Annotated in this window: 24 protein-coding genes; 7 read left to right on the top strand and 17 right to left on the bottom strand. The window is 55.8% G+C overall.

The annotated features are described in order from the left end of the window. Nucleotides 1-48 precede the first annotated feature (48 nt). From rstB to rstA, 3 genes are all read right to left on the bottom strand, one after another. Entirely contained in the window at nucleotides 49-1347 is a 1299-nt protein-coding gene (gene rstB / locus NQ842_RS14245) for a two-component system sensor histidine kinase RstB (protein WP_046887987.1), read from the bottom strand. A gap of 109 nt (nucleotides 1348-1456) precedes the next feature. Continuing rightward, nucleotides 1457-1717, bottom strand: a complete 261-nt coding sequence (locus NQ842_RS14240; protein ID WP_014831659.1) for a hypothetical protein — start codon at nucleotides 1715-1717, stop codon at nucleotides 1457-1459. 247 nt (nucleotides 1718-1964) lie between these two features. Further along, nucleotides 1965-2681 carry a two-component system response regulator RstA gene (gene rstA, locus NQ842_RS14235; RefSeq protein ID WP_046887922.1) on the bottom strand — a complete coding sequence of 239 codons (717 nt, stop codon included), beginning with the start codon at nucleotides 2679-2681 and terminating at the stop codon, nucleotides 1965-1967. 128 nt (nucleotides 2682-2809) lie between these two features. Between rstA and NQ842_RS14230 the strand changes: the two genes are divergently transcribed. Then, complete coding sequence (locus NQ842_RS14230) at nucleotides 2810-3145, top strand: GlpM family protein (protein WP_046887923.1); 336 nt, start codon at nucleotides 2810-2812, stop codon at nucleotides 3143-3145. On the opposite strand, the gene folM is transcribed toward NQ842_RS14230, so the two are convergent. From folM to ydgH, 3 genes are all read right to left on the bottom strand, one after another. Continuing rightward, the gene (folM, locus tag NQ842_RS14225) at nucleotides 3142-3864 is read right to left on the bottom strand and encodes a dihydromonapterin reductase (protein ID WP_014831662.1); all 723 of its coding nucleotides are present in this window, start codon (nucleotides 3862-3864) and stop codon (nucleotides 3142-3144) included. The two genes, NQ842_RS14230 and folM, sit on opposite strands and share 4 nt — an antisense overlap. Nucleotides 3865-3903: 39 nt before the next feature. After that, the gene (locus NQ842_RS14220) at nucleotides 3904-5286 is read right to left on the bottom strand and encodes an amino acid permease (protein WP_014831664.1); all 1383 of its coding nucleotides are present in this window, start codon (nucleotides 5284-5286) and stop codon (nucleotides 3904-3906) included. A gap of 185 nt (nucleotides 5287-5471) precedes the next feature. Continuing rightward, complete coding sequence (ydgH, locus tag NQ842_RS14215; protein ID WP_046887924.1) at nucleotides 5472-6416, bottom strand: DUF1471 family protein YdgH; 945 nt, start codon at nucleotides 6414-6416, stop codon at nucleotides 5472-5474. A 534-nt stretch (nucleotides 6417-6950) separates the two neighbouring features. Here ydgH and pntA point away from each other — a divergent pair. Both pntA and pntB read left to right on the top strand, forming a co-directional pair. After that, entirely contained in the window at nucleotides 6951-8480 is a 1530-nt protein-coding gene (pntA, locus tag NQ842_RS14210) for a Re/Si-specific NAD(P)(+) transhydrogenase subunit alpha (protein WP_014831666.1), read from the top strand. Nucleotides 8481-8490: 10 nt separating this feature from the next. After that, nucleotides 8491-9879, top strand: coding sequence for a Re/Si-specific NAD(P)(+) transhydrogenase subunit beta (gene pntB, locus NQ842_RS14205; protein WP_046887925.1), 1389 nt, complete (start codon nucleotides 8491-8493; stop codon nucleotides 9877-9879). A 123-nt stretch (nucleotides 9880-10002) separates the two neighbouring features. On the opposite strand, the gene uspE is transcribed toward pntB, so the two are convergent. From uspE to NQ842_RS14170, 7 genes are all read right to left on the bottom strand, one after another. Beyond that, nucleotides 10003-10953 (bottom strand): universal stress protein UspE, encoded by a 951-nt coding sequence (gene uspE, locus NQ842_RS14200; protein ID WP_014831668.1) that lies wholly within the window; start codon nucleotides 10951-10953, stop codon nucleotides 10003-10005. A 109-nt stretch (nucleotides 10954-11062) separates the two neighbouring features. Beyond that, nucleotides 11063-11215: a hypothetical protein gene (locus NQ842_RS14195; protein ID WP_014831669.1), complete on the bottom strand. Its 153-nt coding sequence runs from the start codon at nucleotides 11213-11215 to the stop codon at nucleotides 11063-11065. 168 nt (nucleotides 11216-11383) lie between these two features. Beyond that, a complete protein-coding gene (gene fnr, locus NQ842_RS14190) occupies nucleotides 11384-12136 on the bottom strand; it encodes a fumarate/nitrate reduction transcriptional regulator Fnr (RefSeq protein WP_006174991.1) in 753 nt (250 codons plus the stop codon). 183 nt (nucleotides 12137-12319) lie between these two features. After that, complete coding sequence (gene ogt, locus NQ842_RS14185; protein WP_014831670.1) at nucleotides 12320-12835, bottom strand: methylated-DNA--[protein]-cysteine S-methyltransferase; 516 nt, start codon at nucleotides 12833-12835, stop codon at nucleotides 12320-12322. A gap of 10 nt (nucleotides 12836-12845) precedes the next feature. Then, nucleotides 12846-14372, bottom strand: coding sequence for a p-aminobenzoyl-glutamate transporter (gene abgT, locus NQ842_RS14180; RefSeq protein WP_046887926.1), 1527 nt, complete (start codon nucleotides 14370-14372; stop codon nucleotides 12846-12848). A gap of 41 nt (nucleotides 14373-14413) precedes the next feature. Then, nucleotides 14414-15859 (bottom strand): M20 family metallopeptidase, encoded by a 1446-nt coding sequence (locus NQ842_RS14175; RefSeq protein ID WP_014831672.1) that lies wholly within the window; start codon nucleotides 15857-15859, stop codon nucleotides 14414-14416. Further along, nucleotides 15859-17169, bottom strand: a complete 1311-nt coding sequence (locus tag NQ842_RS14170; protein WP_046887927.1) for a M20 family metallo-hydrolase — start codon at nucleotides 17167-17169, stop codon at nucleotides 15859-15861. Before NQ842_RS14170 ends, NQ842_RS14175 begins: the two co-directional genes overlap by 1 nt. 175 nt (nucleotides 17170-17344) lie before the next feature. On the opposite strand from NQ842_RS14170, the gene NQ842_RS14165 reads away from it, so the two are divergent. Further along, the gene (locus NQ842_RS14165) at nucleotides 17345-18256 is read left to right on the top strand and encodes a LysR family transcriptional regulator (RefSeq protein WP_014831674.1); all 912 of its coding nucleotides are present in this window, start codon (nucleotides 17345-17347) and stop codon (nucleotides 18254-18256) included. A 355-nt stretch (nucleotides 18257-18611) separates the two neighbouring features. Continuing rightward, entirely contained in the window at nucleotides 18612-19175 is a 564-nt protein-coding gene (gene smrA / locus NQ842_RS14160; RefSeq protein ID WP_014831675.1) for a DNA endonuclease SmrA, read from the top strand. 37 nt (nucleotides 19176-19212) lie between these two features. Here smrA and NQ842_RS14155 read toward each other — a convergent pair whose 3' ends face one another. Further along, nucleotides 19213-20874: a methyl-accepting chemotaxis protein gene (locus NQ842_RS14155; RefSeq protein ID WP_014831676.1), complete on the bottom strand. Its 1662-nt coding sequence runs from the start codon at nucleotides 20872-20874 to the stop codon at nucleotides 19213-19215. A gap of 142 nt (nucleotides 20875-21016) precedes the next feature. Here NQ842_RS14155 and NQ842_RS14150 point away from each other — a divergent pair, with 142 nt between their 5' ends. After that, a complete protein-coding gene (locus tag NQ842_RS14150; protein ID WP_046887930.1) occupies nucleotides 21017-21880 on the top strand; it encodes an aldo/keto reductase family oxidoreductase in 864 nt (287 codons plus the stop codon). A 36-nt stretch (nucleotides 21881-21916) separates the two neighbouring features. On the opposite strand, the gene umuC is transcribed toward NQ842_RS14150, so the two are convergent. The 3 genes from umuC to NQ842_RS14135 form a co-directional block, all read right to left on the bottom strand. After that, a complete protein-coding gene (umuC, locus tag NQ842_RS14145) occupies nucleotides 21917-23179 on the bottom strand; it encodes a translesion error-prone DNA polymerase V subunit UmuC (protein WP_063424557.1) in 1263 nt (420 codons plus the stop codon). Beyond that, nucleotides 23163-23597, bottom strand: a complete 435-nt coding sequence (umuD, locus tag NQ842_RS14140) for a translesion error-prone DNA polymerase V autoproteolytic subunit (protein WP_043951617.1) — start codon at nucleotides 23595-23597, stop codon at nucleotides 23163-23165. The genes umuC and umuD overlap by 17 nt, the downstream gene beginning before the upstream one ends. 149 nt (nucleotides 23598-23746) lie before the next feature. After that, nucleotides 23747-24634 carry a LysR family transcriptional regulator gene (locus tag NQ842_RS14135; protein WP_257256001.1) on the bottom strand — a complete coding sequence of 296 codons (888 nt, stop codon included), beginning with the start codon at nucleotides 24632-24634 and terminating at the stop codon, nucleotides 23747-23749. A gap of 97 nt (nucleotides 24635-24731) precedes the next feature. Here NQ842_RS14135 and NQ842_RS14130 point away from each other — a divergent pair, with 97 nt between their 5' ends. Continuing rightward, nucleotides 24732-25790, top strand: coding sequence for an SDR family oxidoreductase (locus tag NQ842_RS14130; protein ID WP_257256000.1), 1059 nt, complete (start codon nucleotides 24732-24734; stop codon nucleotides 25788-25790). Nucleotides 25791-25854: the final 64 nt, after the last annotated feature.

The following is a 25854-nucleotide window of genomic DNA, read 5'->3' as shown; positions in this document are numbered from 1 at the left end:
CTCATGGTATAGCACAGCACGCCGGGTCAGGCCAGCGTGCGGTTAAGGTCAGGCAGGAACAGGAAGGGCGATGTTATGGTATACCGGCCAGCTAAAGCAGAAGCATGCGCCACCAAGTTCACTCTCCCCGCAATGCACCGTGCCACTCATCGCCTGCGCGATGGAGTGGACAATCGCCAGCCCCAGACCACACCCTCCCGTCGCACGGTCGCGGCTTGGATCGAGACGCACAAACGGTTCGAACACGGTCTCACGCGCGTCCGGGGCGATGCCGGGGCCATCGTCTTCCACCGTCAGACGGGCCTGGTTTCCCTGCAAGTCCAGGCCGATCCGCAGCGTGCTTTCGCTATAGCGCATGGCGTTGTTCATCAGATTATCCAGCACTCGCTCCATCAGACGCATGTCCAGCGCGCCGTAATCTCCCGGCGTGACGCGCGTTAACAGGGTGCGTTGCGGATTGACGCTCTGGACGTCATCAATATGCGTTCGTAACCACGCGGGCAGGTCCGGCGTACTGAGGTGCAGTTCATTCTGCGGACGGTCAAGGCGGGCGTAGGTCAGCAGCTCCTCAATGAGCGCTTCTAGCTGGCCGATGTCGCGGTTTAACGCCTGCGACTCTGCCGCCGTGAGGTTTTCGCTCATCTCCAGGCGATAGCGCAGCCGCACCAGCGGTGTACGCAGTTCATGAGCAATCCCGTCGATCAGCTGTTTTTTACTGGCAATCAGGGCATTGATATTATCGGCCATCTGGTTAAACGCCACGCCCAGACGTTCAAAGCTGGACCCGCTGTCAAAGTGAATACGCTCGGTAAGATGCCCCTCGCCAAAGCGCTGCGCGGCGGATTCCAGTTTCAGCATGTCCTGCCAGTGCGGGCGCATCCAGATAAAGACCGGGAAGGCGAGCGAAATGGCGATAAAGGCCATCAGGGCCATATCCAGCAGGCGCATCTGGTGCAGATAATAGAGATAGGGGACCGGCCCCACGGCCAGCACATAATGGCTGCGTGGAATGCGCTGGATAAAGGTGTATTTCTCATCCAGTGCCACGATATCCCCGTCACGCAGGCGCTGCATGGCGGGCGGATCTAAATCGAAATCCTTCAGCGGCTCGATGCGCAGATCGAACGACAGGTTCAAATCCAGCTCTTTTAAGGTTCTCGCCCAGTCATGTGGTGGAATTTCACGCAGTTCGCTGCGCATCAGATAAAGTGAGCTTTTCATCAGATCATCCAGCGACTGTCTGCCCGCACGTTCGGCAGTGAACTTATAGACCAGCCCGACCAGCATGGTCATCACCAGGAAGCAGACAAACAGCAAAAGATAAAACTGCACAAAAAGCTTTTTCATGAAATCCCACCGAAAAAACGATACATGCAGAATATACATGAAAAATCGCCCGGTGTTTTCACGTCTGCCGCAGGTGACAAACGTAATATCATGGCTGTGCAGAAGTACGTTACATAGCGTGTGTGCTTCTTTTGACCTTGGCGATAAACGTTTCTGTTACAGCCAGGCCTTCTGCTATGTGCACATCAATCACGGCGCTGCCGAATTCGTTAATTAAATCCAACAATATTTCGTAAGACTGAATCAGTTCCAGAAGATCAAAGAGGGCTTTTTGGTCGGCACACGAAGGGGAGGCTTGGTTAAGCGTTGCCTGATTCACAATCCATTCAAGATTGGTTTTGATGGCTTCTACGTCATGGTAGCTATACATATGTCATAGGCTTAAATCCTCATTTCAAGATTTTATGGGAGAGAGGTAGCGAAAGCGTCGCGATAAAAACGTTTATGTGGCGGGCCCGGTGCGAGCTCAAGAAGGAATGCAGGAAAAGTAATTATGGATTAGTTCGCTGGCTTAGCAAGTTAATTGTTGCGCAAACGGAGACATTAATGCGCGAAAGGAAAGGCATCGTCATGTCATGCCTTCATTTCGCGCAGGTTATGCTATTTTGCCAACACGATCAGGTTTCCCAGGCGTGCGGGGCGAACAGATAACCCTTGTTACGCACGGTTTTAATGCGGTACGGCTCGGTGGCGTTGTCCTGCAGTTTTTTACGCAGTCGCGAAATAGCCACGTCAACGCTGCGGTCCATTCCATCGTAACTTACGCCGCGCAGGTTTTTCAGCAGCGCGTCACGGTCCATAATCTGTCCGGCATGGGTGGCCAGCTCCCAGAGCAGGTCAAAATCGGCGGTGGAGAGGGCGATAAGCTCACCGGAAAGCAGGACCTGACGGTTAATGGGATCGATGGATAACGTGCCAAACCGCATCGCTTTATGCGGCGTCAGGGACTGCGCCGGCGCGTCGCGTTCACTGCTGGCGTGCTGACGCAAATGCAGGCGCAGACGGGCAAGCAAAACGGCAGGCGGCGTGGTTTTAAGAATGTAGTCATTAGCCCCCATCTCCAGCGACAGGATATGGTTCATATCGCTGTCCAGTGAGGTCAGCAGCACGATAGGGCCATCCCACTGAGCGCGCAGATCGCGGCACAGCGTCATCCCGTCTTTGCCGGGCAACATAATATCCAGCAGCACCAGATCCGGGTTTTCACGCACCACGACCTCTTCGGCGCGATCGCCGCGAGGCTCAACAATGACGTCCATATCATGTTTACCCAGATAAGCGGCGATCAATTGCCCCACTTCGGGCTCATCTTCAACATAAACAATCTTATTCATACAACGTCTGTTATCGCGAAAAATGCCAACATACACCGCGTAACCTTAACCTTCCATTAATCTTTCATAATTAACGTCAGTTCCGTTATTCTGGCTCTTATTGTTACTTGATTGTTATAGGAAAAAGCATGGGGCTGGTGATTAAAGCCACGCTGGGTGCGCTGGTGGTGTTACTGATTGGCGTACTGGCGAAAACCAAAAACTACTACATTGCCGGGCTGATTCCCCTGTTCCCGACGTTTGCGCTCATTGCACACTACGTTGTTGCCTCGGAACGCGGCATTGAGGCGCTGCGCACGACCATTGTGTTTGGCATGTGGTCAATCATCCCTTACTTTCTCTACCTGTTATCCTTGTGGTATTTCACGGGCTTTCTGCGGCTTCCCCTGGCGCTGGGCGGGGCGGTGGTCTGCTGGGGGCTCAGCGCCTGGGTGCTGATTTTCTTCTGGAGCCGCTTCCACTAGCGCAGCGGTCGGCCGCCATCCACGGCAAAGGTTCTGCCGGTGACGTAACAGCTGGTGAGCAGATAATCGATTAGGTCGATCACCTCTTTCTCACCAGGGGCGATTTTCATCAGCGATTTATTCAGCGCCTGCTGACGATACTCGGCATCATCGCCTTCGTTGAATAAAATCATCGCCGGGGCGATGGCGTTCACCTTGACCTCTGGTGCCAGCTTGCGGGCAAAGGAGCGCGTCATATTATCCAGTGCGGCTTTACTCGCCGCGTAGGCGATATGCTTGTCGCTCCCGCGCTCCACCACATAATCGGTGAAATGAATAATATCACCCGCGGCATGGCCGTGGCCGCGCAGCAGATCCTGCAGGGCATGGTTAAGCAGGTAGGGGGCATTAACGTGGATCTGCAGCATACAGGCGAGTGTCTCGCTGAGCGACGTACCGGGTTTTTCAGCAAGCCATGCGCTGGCGTTATGGATAATGGCCCGCAGACCATGGGTAGTCGACTTGACCGTATCCGCAAAGGCAAGAATGCCCTCGTCGGTGGAGAAATCTGCCTGAATGCAGGTCGCACCCGCTTTCCGTAGCCCGTCTATCGAGGGGTATTCCGTGCGATAGCTGACGATAACCGGATGGCGAAGGTTGAGAAAGTGATGGGCGAGGGCGAGGCCGATACGACGGCCTCCACCGGTAATCAGTATTGGGCGTTGCTGCGCAGTTCCCATCGTATTCTCCTTTTCAGTTCAACAATGGGAAAGGCAGGGCTATCCCATTAACATCCAGGTTGCCGGTACGGCAGCAACCAGTAACAGCCCGATGAGGGCCATTTCACGGCGTTTGAGTGCGTTCTCCAGCTGATGAGTCCGTCGGGCATAGATAAACACCAGCAGGCCCGGTGCATACAGCACCACCGACAGCAGCAGGTGCATAGGCCCGGAAGCATACAACAACCACAGGCCGTAAATACAGGCGCCGATCCCCACCGCATAATGCGCGGGTCGGGTGGCGATTTTTAACAGATACGCACCCACTAAGAAATAGGGTACCAGAATCATCTCCGAGGCGATGGTCAACAGGGTGTTATAGTCCGAACCTGTGAGCCAGATCAGCACCAGACAGACCTGAACGCTGATATTCGTCAACCAGAGCGATGCTGACGGCGCACTGTTTTTATTCTGACGGGCAAACAGACGCGGGAACGCTTTGTGCGTAGCTGCCAGGAACGGCACTTCCGCCGCCATGATGGTCCAGCTCAGGTAAGCCCCGCAGACGGAGATAATCAGCCCCGCAGCAATCACCACGTCGCCCCAGCTACCGAGCATTTTCACCATCAATCCGGCCATGGACGGGTTACGCATTCCCGCCAGTTCCGGGCGAGCTACCACACCCAGCGAGAGCAGCGTCACCAGCAGATAGACACCCAGCGCTGCCAGCACTGCCAGCAGCGTGGCGCGCCCCACGTCGCGCTTATTGCGCGCGCGGGCAGAGACCACCACCGCACCTTCAACACCAATGAATACCCACAGGGTGATCAGCATGGTGTTTTTCACCTGCTCCCAGACGGGGACGCCCAGCGCGAGGCCGGTGAAATCGAGTTTAAACACATCCAGACGGAATGCCATAAACGCCAGCACGATAAACAGCCCGAGCGGAACCAGTTTGGCCAGCGTCGCCACCAGGTTAATGCTCGCCGCCGTCTGGACGCCGCGCAAAATGAGCCAGTGTACGACCCATAGCAGCACCGACGCACCGACAATCGACTGCCAGGTGTTGCCGTCACCAAAGAGACGCAGCTCTGGCGTATCGGTAAAGAAACTGAGCGCCGAGAAGACAATAACCAGATAGGAGACGTTAGCGATCACCGCACACAGCCAGTAACCCCACGCGGAACAGAAGCCAATCAGTTCCCCAAAACCGGCCCGCGCGTAGGTGAAAATACCGCCATCGAGATCGGGACGAATACGGGTCAGCAGCAGCATGGCGAAGGCCAGCAGCAAAATGCCAACGCCGGTAATCCCCCAACCAATCAGCAGTGCGGCAGGGCTTGCAACGGCCGCCATATTCTGCGGTAAACTGAATACCCCCGCACCCAGCATTGAGCTTAAAACGAGTGCAGTTAAAGCACTCAGGCCAAGTTTCTTTTCCATTGGCTTCCTGTTATGAAAGGTCCAAATCCAGAATAATTATTTCGCACAGGCGCATAAAAATGGTGGATCACACTAAGGCGCGGGATTTTACGGAGTGTCACGAACGCATGCAATGATGTGTAGCAGAAATTCAAAAAAAGTAACAAAAAAAGGCGGCATTACGCCGCCTTTGAGGAAGGGTTTTGTTACTTGTACAGATCGGCGCTGATGGTCATGTTGTTACCACGTTCCTGCCATTGGCGGGTGATGTGGTAGAACTTCGCCCCTTTCTTCGCCGCACGCTTCGCGACCTGATAAGAGACTTCCGTACCGTTGCCGTAGTTGCCGGTAAACTTGATGCTGTCGAACGGCACCATCTGCGCAGCGGTGGCGTTGTTCAGCTCTTCAACTTTGGTGCCGTCTGGCAGGGTAACGGAGTAACGGCCACCTTTCGTGGATTGCGTCTCAAAGAAACGGCCCACTTCAGCGCTTGGCGCTGCGGAGGTTGCTACGCCTGGAATTTCGACTTTCTTCGCTTCTTCGCCGCCTTTCGCTAATGCCGCGCGACCGGCTTCTGAATCAGCCGGGATGGCATCCGGGCTTTGCAGAACGCGTTTTTTCGCATCTTCTTTATAGATGAACGCGGTAATACGCTGGTTGCCACCCTGGTTAGCATCCACCTGACGCACGATGTAGAACGAGTAAGCCCCTTTCTGTTTCGCGGCTTTGGTGATGGCATCGTTCACTTCAGGCTGGCTGCGGTAGAAGCCCTGAACGGTAACGGTGTCATACGGTTCCAGCTCAATCGCCTGATCTTTAGGCAGTTCAACGACGCCGTTGATCACGCGGTTTTTCGGCGCGTCAGCTTTTGGCGCATTCTCTTTGTACAGCGCAATGGTCACGCGCTGGTTGCCGCTATTGCCTTGATCGGACTGGTCAAGCACGTAAAACGACGCTGCGCCGTTTTTATCAGCGGCTTTTGATGCGGCGGTAACAGCATCGCCAATAGAGTTGTAACGACCCACAATGACCGTCTGGTCAAAAGGTTTTAACGCTGCCGCTTGCTCCGGCGTTAACTCTGTCGCGGCATTCGCAGACAGGGCGGTCGCGGAAAGAAGTGCGGACGCCAGGAGTGTGTTCTTAAGCTTCATAAAAATAATCCTTCGCCTTGCGCAAACCATGTACTGGTATTGTTGTTAATTTGAGACGGTCCCGATTATGGCATTTAAAACCTGTCGCTGTCTGCGCCATTTTTCACAGCCTGTGCTCACAGGATGATCTGATTCGATAACATTTAGTGATATGTTGAAAAAACAGGCGTTTGACAAGCAAAAGTGATAAAGCTTATGACTTTTACAAGTTAATTTAATGTTAATAAGTTGATCTCTTATGGCGCTATATCATGTTTTTACCGCTTCGCTTGCGCGAATTATCGGTCCTGACAATGAATTTAAGGTAAATATCTCTGTCAGCGACGCGGATCACTTATTTTTCACAGATAAAGTAAGAAATAGTGTTTTCGGGCGGTAGATCGCGGGCGCTATTTTCAGTAGGTTATAGAAAGTTTGTTACTGTTTTATTTTCCGGGGTTAATCATCTTCTGCCGCTCTCACAATGGCGAAAATTGATACAACCTCGGGCATTTATCGACAAACCATCATCAAAAACCGATGGAAGGGAAAACTATGCGTATTGGGGTACCAAAAGAACGGTTTGCCAATGAAACCCGCGTAGCGGCAACACCAAAAACGGTGGAGCAACTGCTTAAACTGGGTTTTACCGTCGCCATTGAAAGCGGCGCGGGCAAACTGGCGAGTTTCGATGACGAGGCCTTTATTCAGGCTGGCGCGGACGTGGTGGACGGTGCTGAAGTCTGGCAGTCACCTGTTATTTTGAAGGTGAATGCGCCGGAAGAGAGTGAGATTGAACTGCTCAACCCTGGCACCACACTGGTGAGCTTCATCTGGCCTGCGCAAAACCCAGAGCTGATGGAGAAGCTGGCAGCGCGTGGCGTGACGGTAATGGCGATGGACTCCGTGCCGCGTATTTCGCGTGCGCAGTCTCTGGATGCACTGAGTTCAATGGCGAATATCGCGGGTTACCGTGCAATCGTTGAAGCCGCCCATGAATTCGGTCGTTTCTTTACCGGTCAGATCACCGCGGCAGGTAAAGTGCCACCGGCGAAAGTGATGGTGATTGGTGCAGGCGTGGCCGGCCTTGCGGCGATCGGTGCGGCAAACAGCCTGGGCGCTATCGTGCGCGCGTTTGACACCCGTCCGGAAGTGAAGGAGCAGGTTCAAAGTATGGGCGCCGAGTTCCTTGAACTGGACTTCAAGGAAGAAGCGGGCAGCGGTGATGGTTATGCGAAGGTCATGTCCGAAGCCTTTATCAAAGCGGAAATGGCACTCTTTGCCGCTCAGGCTAAAGAGGTGGACATTATTGTTACTACCGCGCTGATCCCGGGTAAACCGGCACCGAAGCTGATCACCCGTGAGATGGTCGACTCCATGAAGCCGGGCAGCGTGATTGTCGATCTGGCGGCGCAAAACGGCGGCAACTGTGAATATACCGTGCCGAATCAGATTTCCACCACTGCCAACGGTGTGAAGGTGATCGGCTACACCGACCTGCCAGGTCGCCTGCCAACGCAGTCTTCTCAGCTGTACGGCACTAACCTCGTTAACCTGCTGAAACTGCTCTGCAAAGAGAAAGACGGCAATATCACCGTTGATTTTGACGATGTGGTTGTGCGCGGCGTTACCGTAGTCCGCGAAGGTGAAATCACCTGGCCTGCGCCGCCGATTCAGGTTTCCGCCCAGCCTCAGGCTGCACCGAAAGCAGCGCCAGAGCCAACAGAGCCTGCTAAACCGGCTTCCCCGTGGCGTAAATACGCGCTCATGGCGCTGGCGATTATTCTGTTTGGCTGGCTGGCCGATGTCGCGCCAAAAGAGTTCCTCGGCCACTTTACCGTCTTCGCGCTCTCCTGCGTGGTGGGTTACTACGTGGTATGGAACGTCTCCCATGCGCTGCATACGCCATTGATGTCGGTCACCAACGCCATCTCCGGGATTATCGTGGTCGGGGCGTTACTGCAGATTGGCCACGGCGGCTGGATTAGCTTCCTGAGCTTTGTCGCGGTACTGATCGCCAGTATCAATATTTTCGGTGGTTTCACCGTGACTCAGCGCATGCTGAAAATGTTTCGTAAAGGCTAAGGGGTAGCATATGTCTGGAGGATTAGTGACAGCCGCATACATTGTTGCTGCAATCCTGTTTATTTTCAGTCTGGCGGGACTTTCCAAACACGAAACGTCTCAGCAGGGTAATAACTTTGGTATCGCCGGGATGGCGATTGCGCTGATTGCCACCATCTTCGGACCCGATACCGGCAACGTTGCCTGGATCCTGGTGGCGATGATCATCGGCGGGGCGATTGGTATTCGTCTGGCAAAACGCGTTGAGATGACCGAGATGCCGGAGCTGGTGGCGATCCTGCACAGCTTCGTGGGTCTGGCGGCGGTGCTGGTGGGCTTCAACAGCTATCTGTACCACGAACCAGGTATGGAGCCCATTCTGGTCAACATTCACCTGACCGAAGTGTTCCTGGGTATCTTCATCGGTGCAGTGACCTTCACCGGCTCGATTGTGGCGTTCGGCAAGCTGCGCGGGAAGATCTCCTCCAAGCCGCTGATGCTGCCAAATCGTCATAAGCTGAATCTGGCGGCGCTGGTGGTGTCGTTTGTGCTGCTGGTGGTCTTCGTGCGTACCGAAAGCGTCGGTCTGCAGGTACTGGCGTTACTGGTGATGACCATCATTGCCCTGGCGTTCGGCTGGCACCTGGTGGCGTCCATCGGTGGGGCAGATATGCCTGTTGTTGTGTCAATGCTCAACTCCTACTCCGGTTGGGCAGCCGCGGCGGCTGGCTTTATGCTGAGCAACGACCTGTTGATCGTCACCGGTGCGCTGGTGGGCTCTTCCGGTGCGATCCTGTCCTACATCATGTGTAAGGCGATGAACCGTTCGTTCATCAGCGTTATCGCTGGCGGTTTTGGCTCTGACGGTTCCTCTACCGGCGCTGACGAAGAAGTGGGTGAGCACCGTGAGATCAGCGCGGAAGATACGGCTGAGATGCTGAAAAACTCGCACTCGGTCATCATCACCCCAGGCTATGGCATGGCGGTGGCGCAGGCGCAGTATCCCGTAGCTGAAATCACCGAGAAGCTGCGCGCGCGCGGCATCAAGGTGCGCTTTGGCATCCACCCGGTGGCGGGGCGTCTGCCAGGCCACATGAACGTGCTGCTGGCGGAAGCGAAAGTGCCTTACGACATCGTGCTGGAGATGGACGAGATCAACGATGATTTCGCCGACACCGACACCGTCCTGGTTATCGGGGCTAACGACACCGTTAACCCGGCGGCACAGGATGACCCACGTAGTCCAATCGCCGGGATGCCGGTTCTGGAAGTGTGGAAGGCGCAGAACGTCATTGTCTTCAAACGCTCCATGAACACCGGCTATGCCGGGGTTCAGAACCCGCTGTTCTTCAAAGAGAACACCCACATGCTGTTTGGCGATGCCAAAGCCAGCGTGGATGCGATTCTGAAATCACTCTGAGGGTGTAAAGCCCGGTGGCGCAAGCTTACCGGGCCTACCCAACCCGTAGGCCGGGCAAGGCGACGCCGCCATCCGGCAAAAAAAAACCGCCGGTTCCCCGACGGTTTTTTTTCATCTTACGGGTTAATCGTCTTCCGGGTCATCCAGCTCAACCGGTGTCTGATACTCATCCGGCTTGATGACCAGCAGGTCGCAGCGCAGATGATCGATCACCTGTTCGGCGGTATTGCCCAGGAACGCGGCAGAAATACCGGTCCGGCCGATGGTGCCCAGCACCACAATCCCTGCCTGCAGATGTTCTGCTAAATCCGGGATCACCTCTTCAGGTAACCCTTTCTCGACATGTGTCATGTTCTCATCGATGCTGAACTTCTGGCGCAGCGCTTTCATGGCCAGCAGGTGCTGACCGCGGATAGCGTCGTTGTACACGCTTGGGTCGAATTCTGGCAGTTCGATGGCAATATTGATGGGGGTAACCGGGTAAGCTCCGACCAGATGCACCTCAGTGTGGTTAACCTGCTCAGCAAGCAGCAGCGTCTCTTTGACCAGCTTTTCATTCAGCGAATTGTGATAATCCTCTTCGCTTGCGAGGTTTACTGCCACGACGGCTTTGCCGCCTTCAGGCCACGGCTGATCTTTCACCATCCAGACCGGACACGGGCATTTACGCAGCAGGTGCCAGTCTGTCGGCGTGAAGATCACCGATTCCAGCTTGTCGTGCTGGTGCGCCATTTTCAGCAGCAGATCGTGCCCACCGGCGACCACCTCCTGGATGATCGCTTCGAAGGGGCGGTTATGCCAGACCACTTTAATATCGATAGGAATACCCGCTTCCAGGTAGTACTTGGCCTGTTCGCGGATCCACGCGGTACGTTGGCTGATCACTCCCTGACGCATAGCGGTACGCTCGTCAGGCGACAGAAGGGTGGTCATCTCATACGAGAAGTCATAGATCGGCAAAAACGCTTTGATTTTGCCACCAATCCGTTGATGTAAATACACAGCACGTCGTAATGCCGGCTGATCGTCCTGATTAGGATCGATAGCTACCAGCATGTTTTGATACTTTGCCATACAGGTCTCCTTACTACTGTCACCACAGTCTGTAATTAAAAGAGTAACCTATATATCCTGAATGAAACAGAGGTGGGGTTTTGCCAGATCAATAATTCATGAAAATTTATCAGAAGAACAGCACCGTCGTGGTCACCGCGATAAACGCGATCAGCAGCAGCACCATCACCACGATGGCAAACGTGGTCGAGTCCTGTACGTAGGTTTTTTCCTCTCCCTTCATCGGGCCGACAAGCATGATCCAGATGAAAATGAAGGTCACGGAGGCAATAACAACTGAAACGAAAAATAAACTTTCTCTCAATTTAACCTCAACGAGAACCTTTCAGCAGCGGGGGATGTCTGTCGCAGGGGCGGGAAGTGGTGTGCTTACCTGCCAGACCAATAAATCATAAAAATTTATCGGCCTGGCATCAATCATTCGTGGGCTTTATGCCACGTTGCGGGCATGGCCGGCAAGAACAGCCAGCGCTTCACCGTTTTCGATGGTGATGTATTTACCTTTAACGGCCAGCATGCCGCTTTTCTGGAAACGCCCCAGCAGACGGCTGATGGTTTCCACGGTCAGGCCCAGGTAGTTACCAATATCGCCACGGGTCATGGTGAGACGGAACTCACGCGGAGAGAAACCACGCTCTGCGAAGCGGCGGGATAGGTTGTAGATAAACGCGGCCAGGCGCTCTTCGGCGTTCTTTTTGGACAGCAGCAGGATCATGTCCTGATCGCCTTTGATCTCACCGCTCATCAGACGCATCATCTGCTGACGCAGATTCGGCATTTTACCTGACAGATCGTCCAGCGTTTCAAACGGGATTTCGCAGACCATTGAGGTTTCCAGCGCCTGAGCAAAGCTCGGGTGATGGCCCGTCCCGATGGCGTCAAAGCCGACCAGGTCACCCGCCAGATGGAAGCCGGTGATCTGCTCATCACCCTGTTCGGTGATGGTGTAGCTTTTGATGGTGCCAGAACGGATAGCATAGAGCGATTTCAGTTCGTCTCCGGCTTTAAACAGCGTCTGCCCTTTCTGAATAGGCTTTTTGCGCTCGATGATATTATCAAGCTGATCAAGTTCATGCTCATTCAGGGTAAACGGGATACAGAGCTGGCTGATGCTGCAATCCTGGCAATGGATAGCACAACCGCCAGACTGAATGCGTCGTATAATTCGCTTTTCCGGGATCATAGGTTTGCTCAAGCCTTAATTGATATTGGTCAATTTTAACATCTTTTTGGTAAGTACGTAAGCCTGGCAAACCATCAATAAGGACAAGAGACGGCAACGTGTTGCCATCTTCTTGAAATTCCACAGCTTGATTATGGATTTTTAGCCTAACCGGAAGAAAATTAAGCACAAAAAGCCTGGGAATTACAGCAAGAGATACCCCTCATGACGCAGTAACCACTCCTTGCGCTGTACGCCACCAGCATAGCCGGTCATGGTGCCGTTGCGGCCGATCACACGATGGCAGGGCACCACGATACTGACAGGATTAGAACCGTTCGCGGCACCCACCGCTCGCGCCGCGCCCGCGCGGCCTAACTGCTCTGCGAGCTGACCGTAGTGCATGACCTGGCCACACGGAATATCGCGTAGCGCCTGCCAGACTTCGCGCTGGAATGGCGTACCGGCCGTGGCGGTCGGCAGGTCATTGATGATGCTGAGATCGCCCTCGAAGTACGCCGCCAGCTTGTCGCTCAGTCCACCCGGGTTGTTGGCGCTGATTCGCTCAAACCCCTGGGCGCGGTAATGGATGTTGAGCAGCTCTTCCATACGGTTGCTGTGCTCTTCCCATTCCACGGCGCGCAGTTGGAACTGCTCGTCCGCGATAACCCACAATGGCCCAAGCGGCGTTGCAATTTTATCTTCGAGTAATCTCAGCATCGTCGTTCCTTTAATTCAGCCTCGGGTAGATCCCCGGTCCAATCGGCAGGCCGACAAGATACCACGCCACCAACATCACCAGCCATACCCCTAAAAAGATAAGCGGATAGGGTAAAACCAGCGAATAGTAGGTACCCAGCTTCGCCTCCGGTTTATAGCGCTGCAGGAAGCCCAAAAACAGCGGCACAAACGGCGAAACCGGCGCCAGCGGGATCACCGAGGAGTCGGCGATACGGAACAGGATCTGCGCAAAGGCCGGATGGAAACCCAGCATCATAAACATCGGTACGAAGATGGGCGCCAGAATCGACCAGATGGCGGATCCGCTGGCGATAAACATACACAGCAGTGACGACAACAGCGCCAGACCGACAAATGCCGGGACGCCGCTTAACCCGGCGGCTTCCAGCGCATCGGTCAGGCCAACGGCCATAAATTTGCCCATGTTGCTCCAGTTAAACATGGCGACGAACTGGGCCAGCGGGAAGACCATCACGATAAAGCCCGCCATCTCCTTCATCGGCTCAATCATCAACTGCGGCAGATCGGCCTGGCGGCGGATTTTGCCGGTGGCGATGCCATACGCGAGTGACACGACAAAGAAAAACAGAATGATCAGCGGCACAATGCCCTGAATAAACGGCGAGGGCAGGACGGTATGTTTCACCGGGTCGCGCAGGATACCGTTCTCCGGCACCACCATCAGCGCCACCATCGCGATAAATACCAGCGAGACTATCCCGGCGACGCGCAGGCCAATGCGTTGCTCTTTGCTCAGCGTTTCCAGCTTTTCGTCACTACGGCCTTCCCATTTCCCTAACCGCGGCTCGATGATCTTATCGGTAATCAGCCCGCCAACAAGCGTCAGGACGATCACCGAACTGGCCATAAAGTACCAGTTGTCGATCACGCTGACGTGCATGGTCGCATCGATTGTTTTCGCCGCCTCAGTGCTGATCCCCGAAAGCAGGACATCGGTGGTGACAATCAGCAGATTGGCAGTGAAACCGCATCCTACACCGGCAATGGCCGACAGCAGACCCGCCACGGGGTGACGCCCGACGGCGAGGAAGATCAGTGCCCCCATCGGCGGCATGATCACCAGCGCGGCATCGGAAGAGATGTGGCTGAAAAACGCGATAAACAGCACCATATAGCTGGCGTAGCGTGCGCTGACGTGAGAGGCCATTTTCACCATCAGCGCGGGGAGCAGGCCAACACGCTCAGCCAGACCGGCCCCCAGCACCAGCGCCAGAATGGCGCCCAGCGGCGCAAAACCGCTGAAGTTTTTAATCACATTCGGTAAAAACCAGTGCAACCCTTCAATGCTCAGCAGGTTCTTTACGCTTACCATGCTGCCATCGGCCGGGCTGCGCACGCTCACCCCTAAGGCGGACAGCACGGCTGTCGCCACCATCAAAACCACGATTAACCAGATAAAAAGCAGGAAAGGATGTGGCACTTTATTACCGATCCTTTCAACCCAGCCATAGAGCTTACCGGATGGGGAATGCGAAGGTATGGATGACATACTCATGGGCGTTCCTCGGGAATGTTGTGTTGTTGTGTTGTGTTTTTTTATTTTAAAGGTGACGGTGTCACGCCCTGTGGGATCGGACACACGTACGGTTTTTCTTGTACTTGTTGTTCAAACTCTTCACGGCATTTTTTCAGCAGCGCTGCATCCTGCAGCAGATTCAGCGCGGTGGCGCCCATCACTTTTCCGGCCAGCAGCATGCCTTTATGGGCAATGGACGTTCGCCCCTGCGCCACCAGTTGCCAGGTGTGCAGCGGCGTGCCGACGGTAAAGCAGGGGCTGAAACACTGGGCGACGGGCATCTTCCAGCTCACATCACCCACGTCCGTTGAGCCTGCCAGCACGTTGTCGGTGATGGCGTAAGGCGCGACCTCGTCCACCAGCAGGGTCTCCTGGTGGCGGCGGGCAAAGGCTTTACCTTCATCACCCCCGGTTGCGGCAATATTCTTCAGGCTGTTTTGCAGATCGTTTGGCGTCAGGGTGGTGCGGATCTCCCGGGCAAAGGCGCGTTCTTCCTCCGTCCAGGCTGGCGTACCGTAATGCTGCAGGGCGCGATACATCGCTGCTTCCAGCGTGCGGTTTGGCAGGTAGCTGGAGCAGGCTTTATCAAAGCGACACTCAACGGAGGTCTCGGTCATCAACGCCGCACCCTGAGCAATCTTCTCAATCCGCGCGTAGATTTGCTGCGCGTCGGCCATCTCCGGGGCGCGGATCAGGTACAGCACTTCGGCCTGCGCCTGTACCACGTTGGGGGAGATGCCGCCGGTATCGGTAATGGCGTAATGGACGCGCGCTTTCTCAATAATATGTTCGTTGAGGAAGTTCGTGCCGGTGGTCATCAGCGTCACTGCATCCAGCGCGCTGCGCCCCAGATGCGGAGAATTAGCCGCGTGCGCCGCCACGCCCTTAAAGCGCCAGGCGGCCTGGATATTGGCCAGAGTACTGACGTTAAACATGCCGGCAAACGCTTCCGGATGCCAGGTGACCGCGGCGTCAACGTCGTCAAACAGGCCCTCACGAACCATAAACGTTTTACCGGAGCCGCCTTCTTCGCCGGGACAGCCGTAAAAACGCACGGTTCCACGCCCGCCGTGCTGCTCCAGCCAGCTTTTCACCGCAACGGCACCCGCCAACGCCGCGGTGCCGAGCAGGTTATGCCCGCAGCCGTGGCCGTTAGCACCGGGCGTGGTGGCGTGTGCCGTCGCGCAGTGTGCCTGCTGGCTTAATCCGGCCAGGGCGTCATATTCGCCGAGCAGGGCAATTACCGGTGTACCGCTGCCGAAGCTGGCGATAAAGGCATTCGGAATGCCGCCGGCCTCACGGGTCAGGGTGAAGCCTTCCGCTTCCAGTGCGCTGGCCAGCCGCTCTGCGGACCAGAACTCTTCAAAGCGGGTTTCCGGATGATCCCAGATTTCGTCGGCAATGTCGGTGAACGTCCGACATCGCGTGTCGATTGCATCGGCAATAAAAGCGTAGTTCTCCTGCATTACACACCTCGCGTCCAGGGGAAATTCAGCGCAGTGCGCGCCAGCGTTTCGATAGCGACGGTCATGACGCGCTCATCAAAGTCGAATTTTTCATTGTGATGTCCGGCGCTCAAATCGGTGCCAAACACCATGTAGGAGGCCATGCCGCCGTTTTCCTGCACGCGAGCCATCATCAGCGTGGCGTCTTCGGAGCCGGCCGGGGCTTTGACCTTATCAATGGCCTGTTCCACACCGGGCACCTGGCTTGCCTGCTGGCGCAGATAATCCACCCAGGCAGGTGTCGGAGCGCTGGCGGTGGCAGCCCCCATCAGACGCATCTCAGCCGTCACGCCGTACAGCGCGGCGGCACCGGTAATGACGGATTGTGCGCGTTCGAACACATACTGATTGATCGCCTCGCTCTCGCCGCGGGTTTCGACCTTAAGCAGGGCATGGGCGGGCACCACGTTGCGCCCGCTGCCGGCCTGCATCACCCCTACGTTCACCCGGGAAGCCCCTTCGCTGTGTGGCGCAATGCTGTGCAGCGCGAGCGCGGCCTGGGCGGCGGCGAGCAGGGCGTTACGGCCTTCTTCCGGTTTACCGCCCGCGTGTGCGGCGACGCCGGTGAACGTCACGTCAAACTTGGTTGTCGCCATAAAGTTATCGCTGCCGCAGATCACCGTCCCGGCAGGCACCCCGGTACCAATGTGAATGGCGGTGAAATAGTCCACCCCGTCCAGTGCCCCGGCGGCCACCATGGCGCGTGCGCCGCGTGTGCCTTCTTCCGCTGGCTGGAAGATCAGTTTGATGGTGCCGTTCAGCTGCGCTTTGCTGCGCATGAGCACGTGCGCCAGCCCAAGGCCAATCGTGGTGTGGCCGTCGTGCGCACAGGCGTGCATCATGCCCGGATTGCAGGAGGCAAAGCCGTCGCGGAACGGGCGATGGCTGTCGTCAAGCGCTTCACCCAGGTCGAGGGCGTCCATGTCCACGCGAAACGCCAGCGTCGGGCCAGGACGGCCGGTATTCAGTGTGGCAATCAGGCCGGTGAAGCCGCCTTCAAACGGTGCGAGCCATTTTTCGGGCGCGCCCTGCGCCCGGGCGCGGGCAAATTCTCGCGTCAGGGTGGCGTTATCCGGCAACCCCATACGGCTTTCGGCATCCACCACGTCGCGGCCCATCGCCAGGTCATACCCCAGGTGGTCCAGGATTTCCGCGACCTTCGCGGCAGTCCGAAATTCCACCCAGCCGGATTCGGCAAAATGGTGAAAATCGCGACGCCATGCGCTCAGTTGCGGGGCTAAGGTCTGGATGTACTGCGCCAGTGAGTCCATATCTGTTCCTGTCATCATTAAAATATGTGAACTGCTTCACGCTGTGATAGTTTTTACTTATCACTAACCGATTTTTCACAGTTTTAACCGTTCAGGAATTACCCTCGCACATCCCTTTCCATTAAAGTAGATGACAGTTTCTTTACTCTGATAAACAACGGTTATCGGTCGGGCTATGTCATTTCAGATTAAATTTCATCAAATTCGGGCGTTCGTTGAAGTGGCGCGTCAGGGCAGCATTCGCGGCGCCAGCAGGACGTTGAATCTGTCGCAACCGGCGTTGACCAAATCGATCAAAGAGCTGGAAGAGGGTATGGCGGCGCAGCTCTTTGTACGCCGCAGTAAAGGCGTGGCGTTAACCGAGTGTGGTGAAGGCTTCTATCAGCGCGCCAGGCTGATTCTGGAAGAGCTGCGCGCGGCGCAGGATGACATTCGTCAGCGGCAGGGCGAGCTGGCCGGGCAGATCAATATCGGTATGGGGGCGAGTATTTCACGAAGCCTGATGCCCGCGGTGATCACCCGCTTTCATGCTCAGCATCCGCAGGTCAAGGTGCGGATTATGGAAGGGCAACTGGTATCGATGATCAATGAATTACGCCAGGGCGAACTGGATTTCACCATCAATACCTATTATCAGGGGCCTTACGATCATGAATTTACGTTTGAAAAGCTATTAGAAAAACCGTTTGCTGTATTTTGTCGGGAGGGGCATCCGGCGACGGGAGCAACCTCCATTAACGATCTGCTGCATTATAACTGGACCATGCCCACCCCGCGGGGAAGTTATTATAAGCAGTTAGAGGATGTATTTAGCCACCGCTCGCAAATACCCCGTATCGGCGTGGTCTGCGAAACCTTTTCGTCGTGTATTAGCCTTGTCGCACAAAGCGATTTTTTAAGCATATTGCCGCAGGAGTTGGGCTGTGACCCACTGTTGGCGGGGCGTCTGGTCATGCTGCCGGTTGTCGAATCACTTCCAAAAGCGGCTTATTATTTAATTCAGCGCCGGGATTCCCGTCAGACTCCGCTTACCGAATCGTTAATTACGCAATTCAGACGAGAGGCGCGGAAAATAACCGCGGCATGAAAAATCATTTATAAAAAAACAGAGTCTGTCCGACATCAGACAGACCCTACAGTACACACAGCAGTGCGTCCTTTCGCAGATCCTGGATGTTATATCCATGGGGCAGGTTAATGTAGTTATAACAGCTTTCTCTCAAAATGAAAGGCGGATGAGTGATTGATTTCATGAAATTTTAACGCAAATCGATGGTTTTATTTTTGCTGAAACTTAAGTTAAGTGGCAATTAAATTTATGCGGACATTGTTATCGCTTTTCATCAGGTTAATATCAGGCCCACCCTCAGCGGGATAGCGGTTGTTGAGGCCTGTTCCCCGCGAAGGTATAGTACAGACTCAGATGTAGCCGGAGGATTTCCATGAACCCTGACGACAAATCACTGTTTCTTGACGCCATGGAGGATGTCCAGCCCCTGAAGCGCTGCGCAGATATTCACTGGCAGCCGAGCCGCAATACGCGGGCGCGCCAGGAGATTGATGCCGAGCAGCTGGATAACTTCCTGACCCTGGGTTTTCTGGAACTTCTGCCCCTGGATGAGCCGCTGGCGTTCCAGCGTGAAGGGGTACAACAGGGCGTAATGGATAAGCTGCGTTCCGGGAAATACTCCCGCCAGGCCAGCCTGAACCTGTTACGTCAGCCCGCCGAGCGTTGCCGCCAGATGCTGTACGCCTTTATTCGCCAGGCCGGACGCGACGGATTACGTAATTTAATTATCATTCATGGAAAAGGGCGCGAACAGAATGCTCATCCCAACGTGGTGCGTAGCTATCTGGCGCGCTGGTTAACCGAGTTTGAGGAAGTGCAGGCCTTCTGCGTGGCGCTGCCGCATCACGGCGGCAGCGGGGCCTGTTATGTTTCACTGCGAAAATCCGACGACGCAAAACAGGAGAACTGGGAACGGCACGCCAAGCGCAGCCGTTAACGGGCCGTGGCGGGCGATATTCTCGCCCGCACAGCACTCAGAACGTTTCCCAGTTGCTGTCGGTGGCGGTGCTTGCCGTGGCCGGGCGCAACAGCTGCGGTGTTTTCACATTTGTTGGGCGGGGGGCAGCGGCCTGTTGTTTGCCGCTCAGACGAAACGCCGCCACCGCCTGGCGCAGCTGTTCGGACTGATCTTCCAGCGCCGCTGCCGCCGTGGCGGACTGCTGTACCAGCGCGGCGTTTTGCTGGGTGACGCTGTCCATCTGCGAAACGGCCAGACTCACCTGTTCAATACCGCGGCTCTGCTCATCAGACGCAGACGAAATCTCGCCCATAATATCGGTCACACGGGTCACTGCCGCCACAATTTCTTTCATCGTTGCACCGGCTTCGCTAACCTGTTCAGAGCCGGTATTCACGCGGCTGACAGAGTTCTCGATAAGGCCCTTGATCTCTTTTGCCGCCTGCGCGCTGCGGCTCGCGAGAGTACGCACTTCCCCGGCAACTACCGCAAAGCCACGACCTTGTTCCCCGGCGCGTGCGGCTTCTACCGCGGCGTTCAGCGCCAGAATGTTGGTCTGGAAGGCAATGCTGTCAATCACGCCGGTGATGTGGGCGATTTGCTGCGAACTGTCGGCAATTTCCGTCATTGTGCGGACAACGTTATCCACCACATGACCGCCGCGCGCCGCTGTTTCAGACGCGTTCTTCGCCAGCAGGGTCGCCTGACGGGCGTTGTCGGAGTTCTGTTTCACCGTTGCGGTCAGCTCTTCCATGCTGGCAGCGGTCTCTTCCAGCGAGGCGGCCTGTTCTTCCGTACGGGCGGAAAGATCGTTACTTCCGGCAGCAATTTCGCCTGCGCCGGTGTAGATGGAGTCGGTACTACCGCGTACGGCGCTGACCGTGGTGACCAGAGATTGTTGCATCTCATGCAGACCGGCCGCCAGCTGGCCCATCTCATTGCGGCCAGAGAGGGTGATATCCTGCGTCAGATCGCCTGCCGCAATGGTGCGAATATGGTTCATAATGGTTTTCAGCGGTTTTAACAGCAGGTGCTGTAAACCCTGCCAGATCACCACCAGCACGGCGATAACGGCCAGGAAAATTGCCGCCAGCGTCCACTGCATCTGGGTAAAGCTGCTCTGGTTCTCTTCGGTAGCGGCTTTCAGCAGGGTATTGTTCTCGGCACGCCAGCGGTTATAGACCGCTTCCATAGCGTCCTGCGCCTGCTGCGCATCCAGATCGCCATAGGCCTGGTAGTTGTCGGCACGCAGATACTCAATCGACAGACGCATCACTTCATGCATCTGGTTCCAGGATTTCAGCATCTCGTCGGTTAGCGCCGCATTCTGGCCGTTAACCTGCGGCAGGGCCTGCCACTGTTTGTTATAGGCTTCAGCTTTAGCCAGAGAGTCGCCCGCGGTGCCAAGCAGTTTGTTGATCGCCTCCAGGGACGCCGGATCGCGCTGATTTTTCAGGTAGCGGATCGCCACTCGCGTCACGGTGACGCGCGTTTTGATAAGGGTGTTAACGCTGTCGCTCAGGCTCTCCTGCTGGGCATTAAGCACCCCGGAGTTCTGGAAGTTATGGCGATCGTTGCTGACGGCAGAGTAGAACAACCCTCCCGTGACAACTTGCAGCAGGCAGAATATGGTGAGAGCAAAGATAATTCCGGTAATCACGTGCAGATTTTTCAGCATAGCGGTCGTCCGTAAGAAAGTGCAGGGGTACACAAATACTATCGTCGTAGGGAATTTAAACTTTAATTTAACTCGCGCTTAACTAAGGGTTCCCGACAGGAACCTGTTGTAAATCCGGATCATTTAGATGAGGAAGGTGAACATGAGCAGCATTGATAAAAGCGGGACATTCGCGCTCGGGACGCGAACGGTAAAACGACTGGGTTACGGCGCGATGCAGCTGGCCGGGCCGGGCGTTTTTGGCCCACCGAAGGACAAAAATGCCGCGCTGGAGGTGCTCCGGGAAGCCGTGGCGGCGGGCGTGAATCATATCGATACCAGCGATTTTTATGGTCCGCATGTGACTAACCAGCTGATCCGTGAGGCGCTGCATCCGTACCGGGACGATCTGACCCTCGTCACCAAAATCGGTGCGCGTCGCGACGATAAAGGTGCCTGGCTGCCGGCCTTTTCCGCACAGGAGCTGACCCGGGCGGTGCATGACAACCTGCGTAATCTGCAGCTGGATGTGCTGGACGTGGTTAACCTGCGGATTATGTTTAGCACACACGGACCGGCGGAAGGCTCGATCGCTGAACCGCTGTCCACTCTGGCCGAGCTACAGCAGCAAGGGCTGGTGCGACATATTGGTCTGAGCAATGTCACGGCCACGCAGGTTGCCGAGGCGCAGAAGATGGTACCCGTGGTGTGTGTGCAAAACATGTACAACATCGTGAACCGGAGTGACGATGCGCTGGTGGATTCGCTTGCGCAGCAGGGGATTGCCTATGTGCCATTCTTCCCGCTGGGCGGTTTTACGCCGCTGCAATCTTCCGGGCTGCAGGCGGTGGCGGACGACCTGGGGGCGACACCGATGCAGGTTGCGCTGGCCTGGCTGCTGCAACGTTCTCCAAACATTCTGCTGATCCCGGGAACCTCTTCCGTGGCGCATCTGCGGCAAAACCTCGCGGCAGGGGATCTGGTGTTACCGCCTGACGCACTGGCTACGCTGAATGCGCTGGTGTAATCACGCATAAAAAAGCCCGGAGGGATCCGGGCTTTGTTATTTAACGACTGGCAAATCGGAATAGCGCGTGGTGTAGCAGGGCGACAGCATATCCCGCTTCATCGCCCAGGATTTCACCGCCCCCTGGCCCGCAAACCACACAGACCCCCGGCCTGAACGGTTAAGGTGGTCGATAACCTGCATCAGGGCTGTGCTGTCTGGCCGCGGTGGGTGTTCATCGAACAGGCTAAGCTGTGCCACGCCCTGACTGAAAAAGTCACTGAGCATGACGCCTGCTTTCATATAGCGATGCCCCTCTTTCCAGATTCGGTTCAATGACTCGATAGCTACCCTGATAATATCCCGCGTATCGTTGGTGGGGATCGTCAGCTTGCCGGAGGCCTGGTTACCATAAAAAACCTCATCCTCTGCATGCGGGCTGGTGCGAATAAACACGCTGATATAGCAGCAAAACTGTTTCTCTTCGCGCAGCTTCTCGGCGGCGCGTTCCGCATAGGCGCAGATCGCCTGGTGCATATCGTCATACCGGGTGATACGGCTGCCGAAGGAGCGGCTGCAGATGATTTGTTGCTTTGTTGGCGAAAACTCTTCCAGCGCCAGACACGGTTCACCGCGTAACTCGCGGGCAGTTCTTTCCAGCACGACATTGAAGTGTTTACGGATCACCCAGCTTGAACATTCCGCCAGATGCAGGGCAGACTCGATCCCCATCAGATTCAGTTTTTTGCTGATCCTGCGCCCGACGCCCCACACTTCGCTGACCGGTACCAGTGACAGCAGTTTACGCTGACGATCGATATTCGATAAATCCACCACGCCGTTGGTTTTCTTCCAGGTTTTGGCGGCATGGTTAGCCAGCTTGGCTAAGGTTTTGGTGGGCGCAATGCCCACCCCGACCAGCAGTCCGGTCTCTTTGTACAGGCGCTGGCGGATTTCCTGCCCGAACGCCTCCAGACTCATGCAGTGGCTGATGCCCGTCAGATCCAGAAAGGCTTCATCAATCGAGTAGATCTCCACTCTCGGGGCCATCTCTTCAAGGATGGTCATCACCCGGCGGCTCATATCCGCATACAGCGCATAATTGGAGCTAAAGACGTGTACCTTCTGGCGTCTCAGCTCATCCTTCAGCTTGAAGTAGGGACCGGCCATGCCGATCCCCAATGCTTTTGCTTCTGCTGAACGTGAAATGATACACCCGTCGTTATTTGAAACGACCACCACGGGTTTCCCCTTAAGGTCGGGCCGAAACGCCGTCTCGCAGGAGGTGTAAAAACTGTTTACGTCAACGAGCGCGAACATGGCGGTTAGCTTTCAGGGTAAACGTCACAACGCCGAAGATCTCCAGCTCGTCTTCCGCGGCAAAAACGACCGGCGCGTAGTCAGGATTATGGGGGATGAGCTGAAGACGCGGATGCGTTTGCAGCTCCTTCACGGTAAATTCGCCCGCGACCGCCGCAATCACAATATCGCCATGAACGGCGGTTAACGAACGGTCAACCACCAGCAGGTCGCCATGGCTGATCCCTGCGCCAATCATCGAATCACCGCTCACCCTGACAAAATAGGTCGCGCTGGGGTGTTTGATCACCAGCTTGTTCAGGTCAAGGCTGTCCTCGACATAATCCTGAGCAGGGCTGGGGAAGCCACAGGGCACCCGCTCCATAAACAACGGAAGCAATAGCGTGGCATCAGGCCCCAAAGGAGAGATCAACTGCATAATGGTTAACTCATATTACTGTGTTTATATACAGTATTCATGATTAACCAGAACGATCAAGAGACGGGAGGGGAATTTTCCGGAACTCGTTGAAAGTCGAAAAATTTTAGTTCAACAAGGCGCGCTGGCGAGTATGCATCCAGGAATGTTTAATTTTTCTTAATTATTTCAGGCAGTAGCTGTTCTATGACCCCGACAACGCTTCTGACCCTGTGTGGAATAAAGCGAGCGTCCGGGTAAACCGCATAGAGAAAGCGGTCGGGTAACCGCCACGCGGGGAGTACCGGCACCAGCGTACCGGTTTGCAACGCCCGTGCCGCGAGCGGTAGCTGCATACCGCCAATACCCATGCCTGCCTCCAGCGCCTGTAACAGGGCGTCGCTGGTATTGGCCCGGAAAACGGTATTCACTGCAATATCAATCGTTTCGTCATCAGAAACCAGGCGAAGAGGTGCGTCCAGCGGGATACCGCTGAATCGCACGTGGGGAAGCGCCGCCAGCGCGTACACGGACTCTACCGGCGGGAATGACGGGGCAGCAAAGAGTGGCGTTTCAATGCGTGCCAGTACGCGTGCCGCGTGGGTTTGCGGAGGCTCTGCGCTCAGTCGTAGCGCCACATCCACTCCTTCGGTGACCAGATCGGCGATACGGTCATCAAGCGAAACCTGCAGATGTAATTCAGGATTCATGCGCTGTAGTGTCAGCAGGCGCGGCAACACGATCTGGCCCAGGCCACTCGGCAACTGCACATGTACGGCCCCCTGATATTGATGCTCAACCGGGTTCAGGCGTCGCTCTGCTTCCTGCATGGCCTCCAGCACAAGCTGCATATCCCGCCGGTAACGCTCACCCTGCGCGGTGAGCTTCATCCTGCGCGTTGTACGATGCAGCAATACCACACCGAGCTCTTCCTCAAGGGCGGCGATCTGCTGGCTGACGGCGGACTGCTTGATCCCGGCCAGGCGGGCGGCAGCGGAAAAGGAGCCGGCTTCGGCGACGCGCAGAAAGGTGGAAATGGCGTTGAGCTTATTATTCATTTCGTGATTCTGCTTATAAATGCCATCGGATTCGGGGGATATATCAGGAAAAAATAATAGATCACACTGTGTCTGTCACCCCTTTCGGAGAAACACCATGAATAAGACGCAGCAACACAGGGTCGCACTGGTCGCTGGCGCCAGCGGGATTGTTGGCAATCAGCTGGTCAAAACGCTTTTGCGCCATCAGTGGGAGGTTATTGGCCTGAGCCGCCAGGCGGTATCTCACCCTGACGGCATTGCGATGGTTAATGTCGATTTACTGGATGCGCAGGACAGCGCGCGGGCACTGTCAGCGCTCAGCGGGATCACTCATGTGTTTTACAGCGCCTGGGTCAACGCCGCGAACTGGACAGAGATGGTTGAACCGAACGTCACCATGCTGCGCCATCTGGTCAGTAATCTCGAAAACACGGCCCCTCTTGAGACGGTCAGCCTGATGCAGGGCTACAAAGTCTACGGCGCGCATCTTGGCCCGTTTAAAACCCCGGCACGTGAAAGCGATCCCGGCGTACCGGGGGCAGAGTTTAATGCGGCCCAGCTCAGGTGGCTTAGCGATTTTCAACGCGGAAAACAGTGGCACTGGAGCGCCATCAGACCGGGTGTGGTGGGTAGCACGGTGCCAGGCAACACCATGAATCTTGCCCTGAGCATCGCGCTGTACGCCTCATTGTGTAAGGCGCTGGATTTACCGCTGCGTTTTCCCGGCTCTGAACAGACCTGGCACAGCATTGTTGATCATACCGACGGCGAATTGCTGGCAGAGGCGACCATGTGGGCCGCCACGTCGCCGGCAGCAGAGAACCAGGCATTCAACGTGAATAACGGGGATATCTGGCGCTGGAGCGAGCTGTGGCCACGCATTGCACGCTGGTTTGAACTGGAGTCTGCCCCCCCGGTCCGGCTCTCATTTCAGCAGCTGTTTACGGACTACCGTGCGGTATGGCGCGAACTTGCCGCAGCTCGCGGGCTGGTGGAAAGCGAGATTTTGCAGCTGAACGACGGACAGTTTGCCGACTTCGTGTTTGGCTGGCATTACGACATGTTTGGTGATGGCAGCAAGCTGCGACGGGCGGGATTCACCGCCATGCGGGCCACCGACGAGATGTTTTTCAGCCTGTTCGCACAGCTCAGGGCGGCACGCATTATTCCCTGACAGGGGGCATGTTGTTCTCAGGAACGAACCCGTTATACTCGCTCATGACGGTGATCAACGGGAT

Origin of the sequence: Enterobacter cloacae complex sp. R_G8, from assembly GCF_024599795.1 — a bacterium.
GTDB lineage: Bacteria > Pseudomonadota > Gammaproteobacteria > Enterobacterales > Enterobacteriaceae > Enterobacter > Enterobacter dissolvens.
The sequence above is the reverse complement of the archived record's forward strand: the minus strand, read 5'-3'. Positions and strand labels throughout refer to the sequence as shown.

Bases quoted from the DNA above. Each gene is read 5' to 3' on its own strand.
- uspE (WP_014831668.1), bottom strand. From the start codon at position 10,953: ATGGCAAAGTATCAAAACATGCTGGTAGCTATCGATCCTAATCAGGAC.
- fnr (WP_006174991.1), bottom strand. From the start codon at position 12,136: ATGATCCCGGAAAAGCGAATTATACGACGCATTCAGTCTGGCGGTTGT.
- umuD (WP_043951617.1), bottom strand. From the start codon at position 23,597: ATGCAGTTGATCTCTCCTTTGGGGCCTGATGCCACGCTATTGCTTCCG.
- smrA (WP_014831675.1), top strand. From the start codon at position 18,612: ATGAACCCTGACGACAAATCACTGTTTCTTGACGCCATGGAGGATGTC.
- umuC (WP_063424557.1), bottom strand. From the start codon at position 23,179: ATGTTCGCGCTCGTTGACGTAAACAGTTTTTACACCTCCTGCGAGACG.
- rstB (WP_046887987.1), bottom strand. From the start codon at position 1,347: ATGAAAAAGCTTTTTGTGCAGTTTTATCTTTTGCTGTTTGTCTGCTTC.
- ogt (WP_014831670.1), bottom strand. From the start codon at position 12,835: ATGCTGAGATTACTCGAAGATAAAATTGCAACGCCGCTTGGGCCATTG.
- NQ842_RS14155 (WP_014831676.1), bottom strand. From the start codon at position 20,874: ATGCTGAAAAATCTGCACGTGATTACCGGAATTATCTTTGCTCTCACC.
- ydgH (WP_046887924.1), bottom strand. From the start codon at position 6,416: ATGAAGCTTAAGAACACACTCCTGGCGTCCGCACTTCTTTCCGCGACC.
- pntB (WP_046887925.1), top strand. From the start codon at position 8,491: ATGTCTGGAGGATTAGTGACAGCCGCATACATTGTTGCTGCAATCCTG.
- rstA (WP_046887922.1), bottom strand. From the start codon at position 2,681: ATGAATAAGATTGTTTATGTTGAAGATGAGCCCGAAGTGGGGCAATTG.
- folM (WP_014831662.1), bottom strand. From the start codon at position 3,864: ATGGGAACTGCGCAGCAACGCCCAATACTGATTACCGGTGGAGGCCGT.
- NQ842_RS14150 (WP_046887930.1), top strand. From the start codon at position 21,017: ATGAGCAGCATTGATAAAAGCGGGACATTCGCGCTCGGGACGCGAACG.
- NQ842_RS14135 (WP_257256001.1), bottom strand. From the start codon at position 24,634: ATGAATAATAAGCTCAACGCCATTTCCACCTTTCTGCGCGTCGCCGAA.
- NQ842_RS14230 (WP_046887923.1), top strand. From the start codon at position 2,810: ATGGGGCTGGTGATTAAAGCCACGCTGGGTGCGCTGGTGGTGTTACTG.
- NQ842_RS14170 (WP_046887927.1), bottom strand. From the start codon at position 17,169: ATGGACTCACTGGCGCAGTACATCCAGACCTTAGCCCCGCAACTGAGC.
- NQ842_RS14165 (WP_014831674.1), top strand. From the start codon at position 17,345: ATGTCATTTCAGATTAAATTTCATCAAATTCGGGCGTTCGTTGAAGTG.
- abgT (WP_046887926.1), bottom strand. From the start codon at position 14,372: ATGAGTATGTCATCCATACCTTCGCATTCCCCATCCGGTAAGCTCTAT.
- NQ842_RS14240 (WP_014831659.1), bottom strand. From the start codon at position 1,717: ATGTATAGCTACCATGACGTAGAAGCCATCAAAACCAATCTTGAATGG.
- pntA (WP_014831666.1), top strand. From the start codon at position 6,951: ATGCGTATTGGGGTACCAAAAGAACGGTTTGCCAATGAAACCCGCGTA.
- NQ842_RS14220 (WP_014831664.1), bottom strand. From the start codon at position 5,286: ATGGAAAAGAAACTTGGCCTGAGTGCTTTAACTGCACTCGTTTTAAGC.
- NQ842_RS14175 (WP_014831672.1), bottom strand. From the start codon at position 15,859: ATGCAGGAGAACTACGCTTTTATTGCCGATGCAATCGACACGCGATGT.
- NQ842_RS14130 (WP_257256000.1), top strand. From the start codon at position 24,732: ATGAATAAGACGCAGCAACACAGGGTCGCACTGGTCGCTGGCGCCAGC.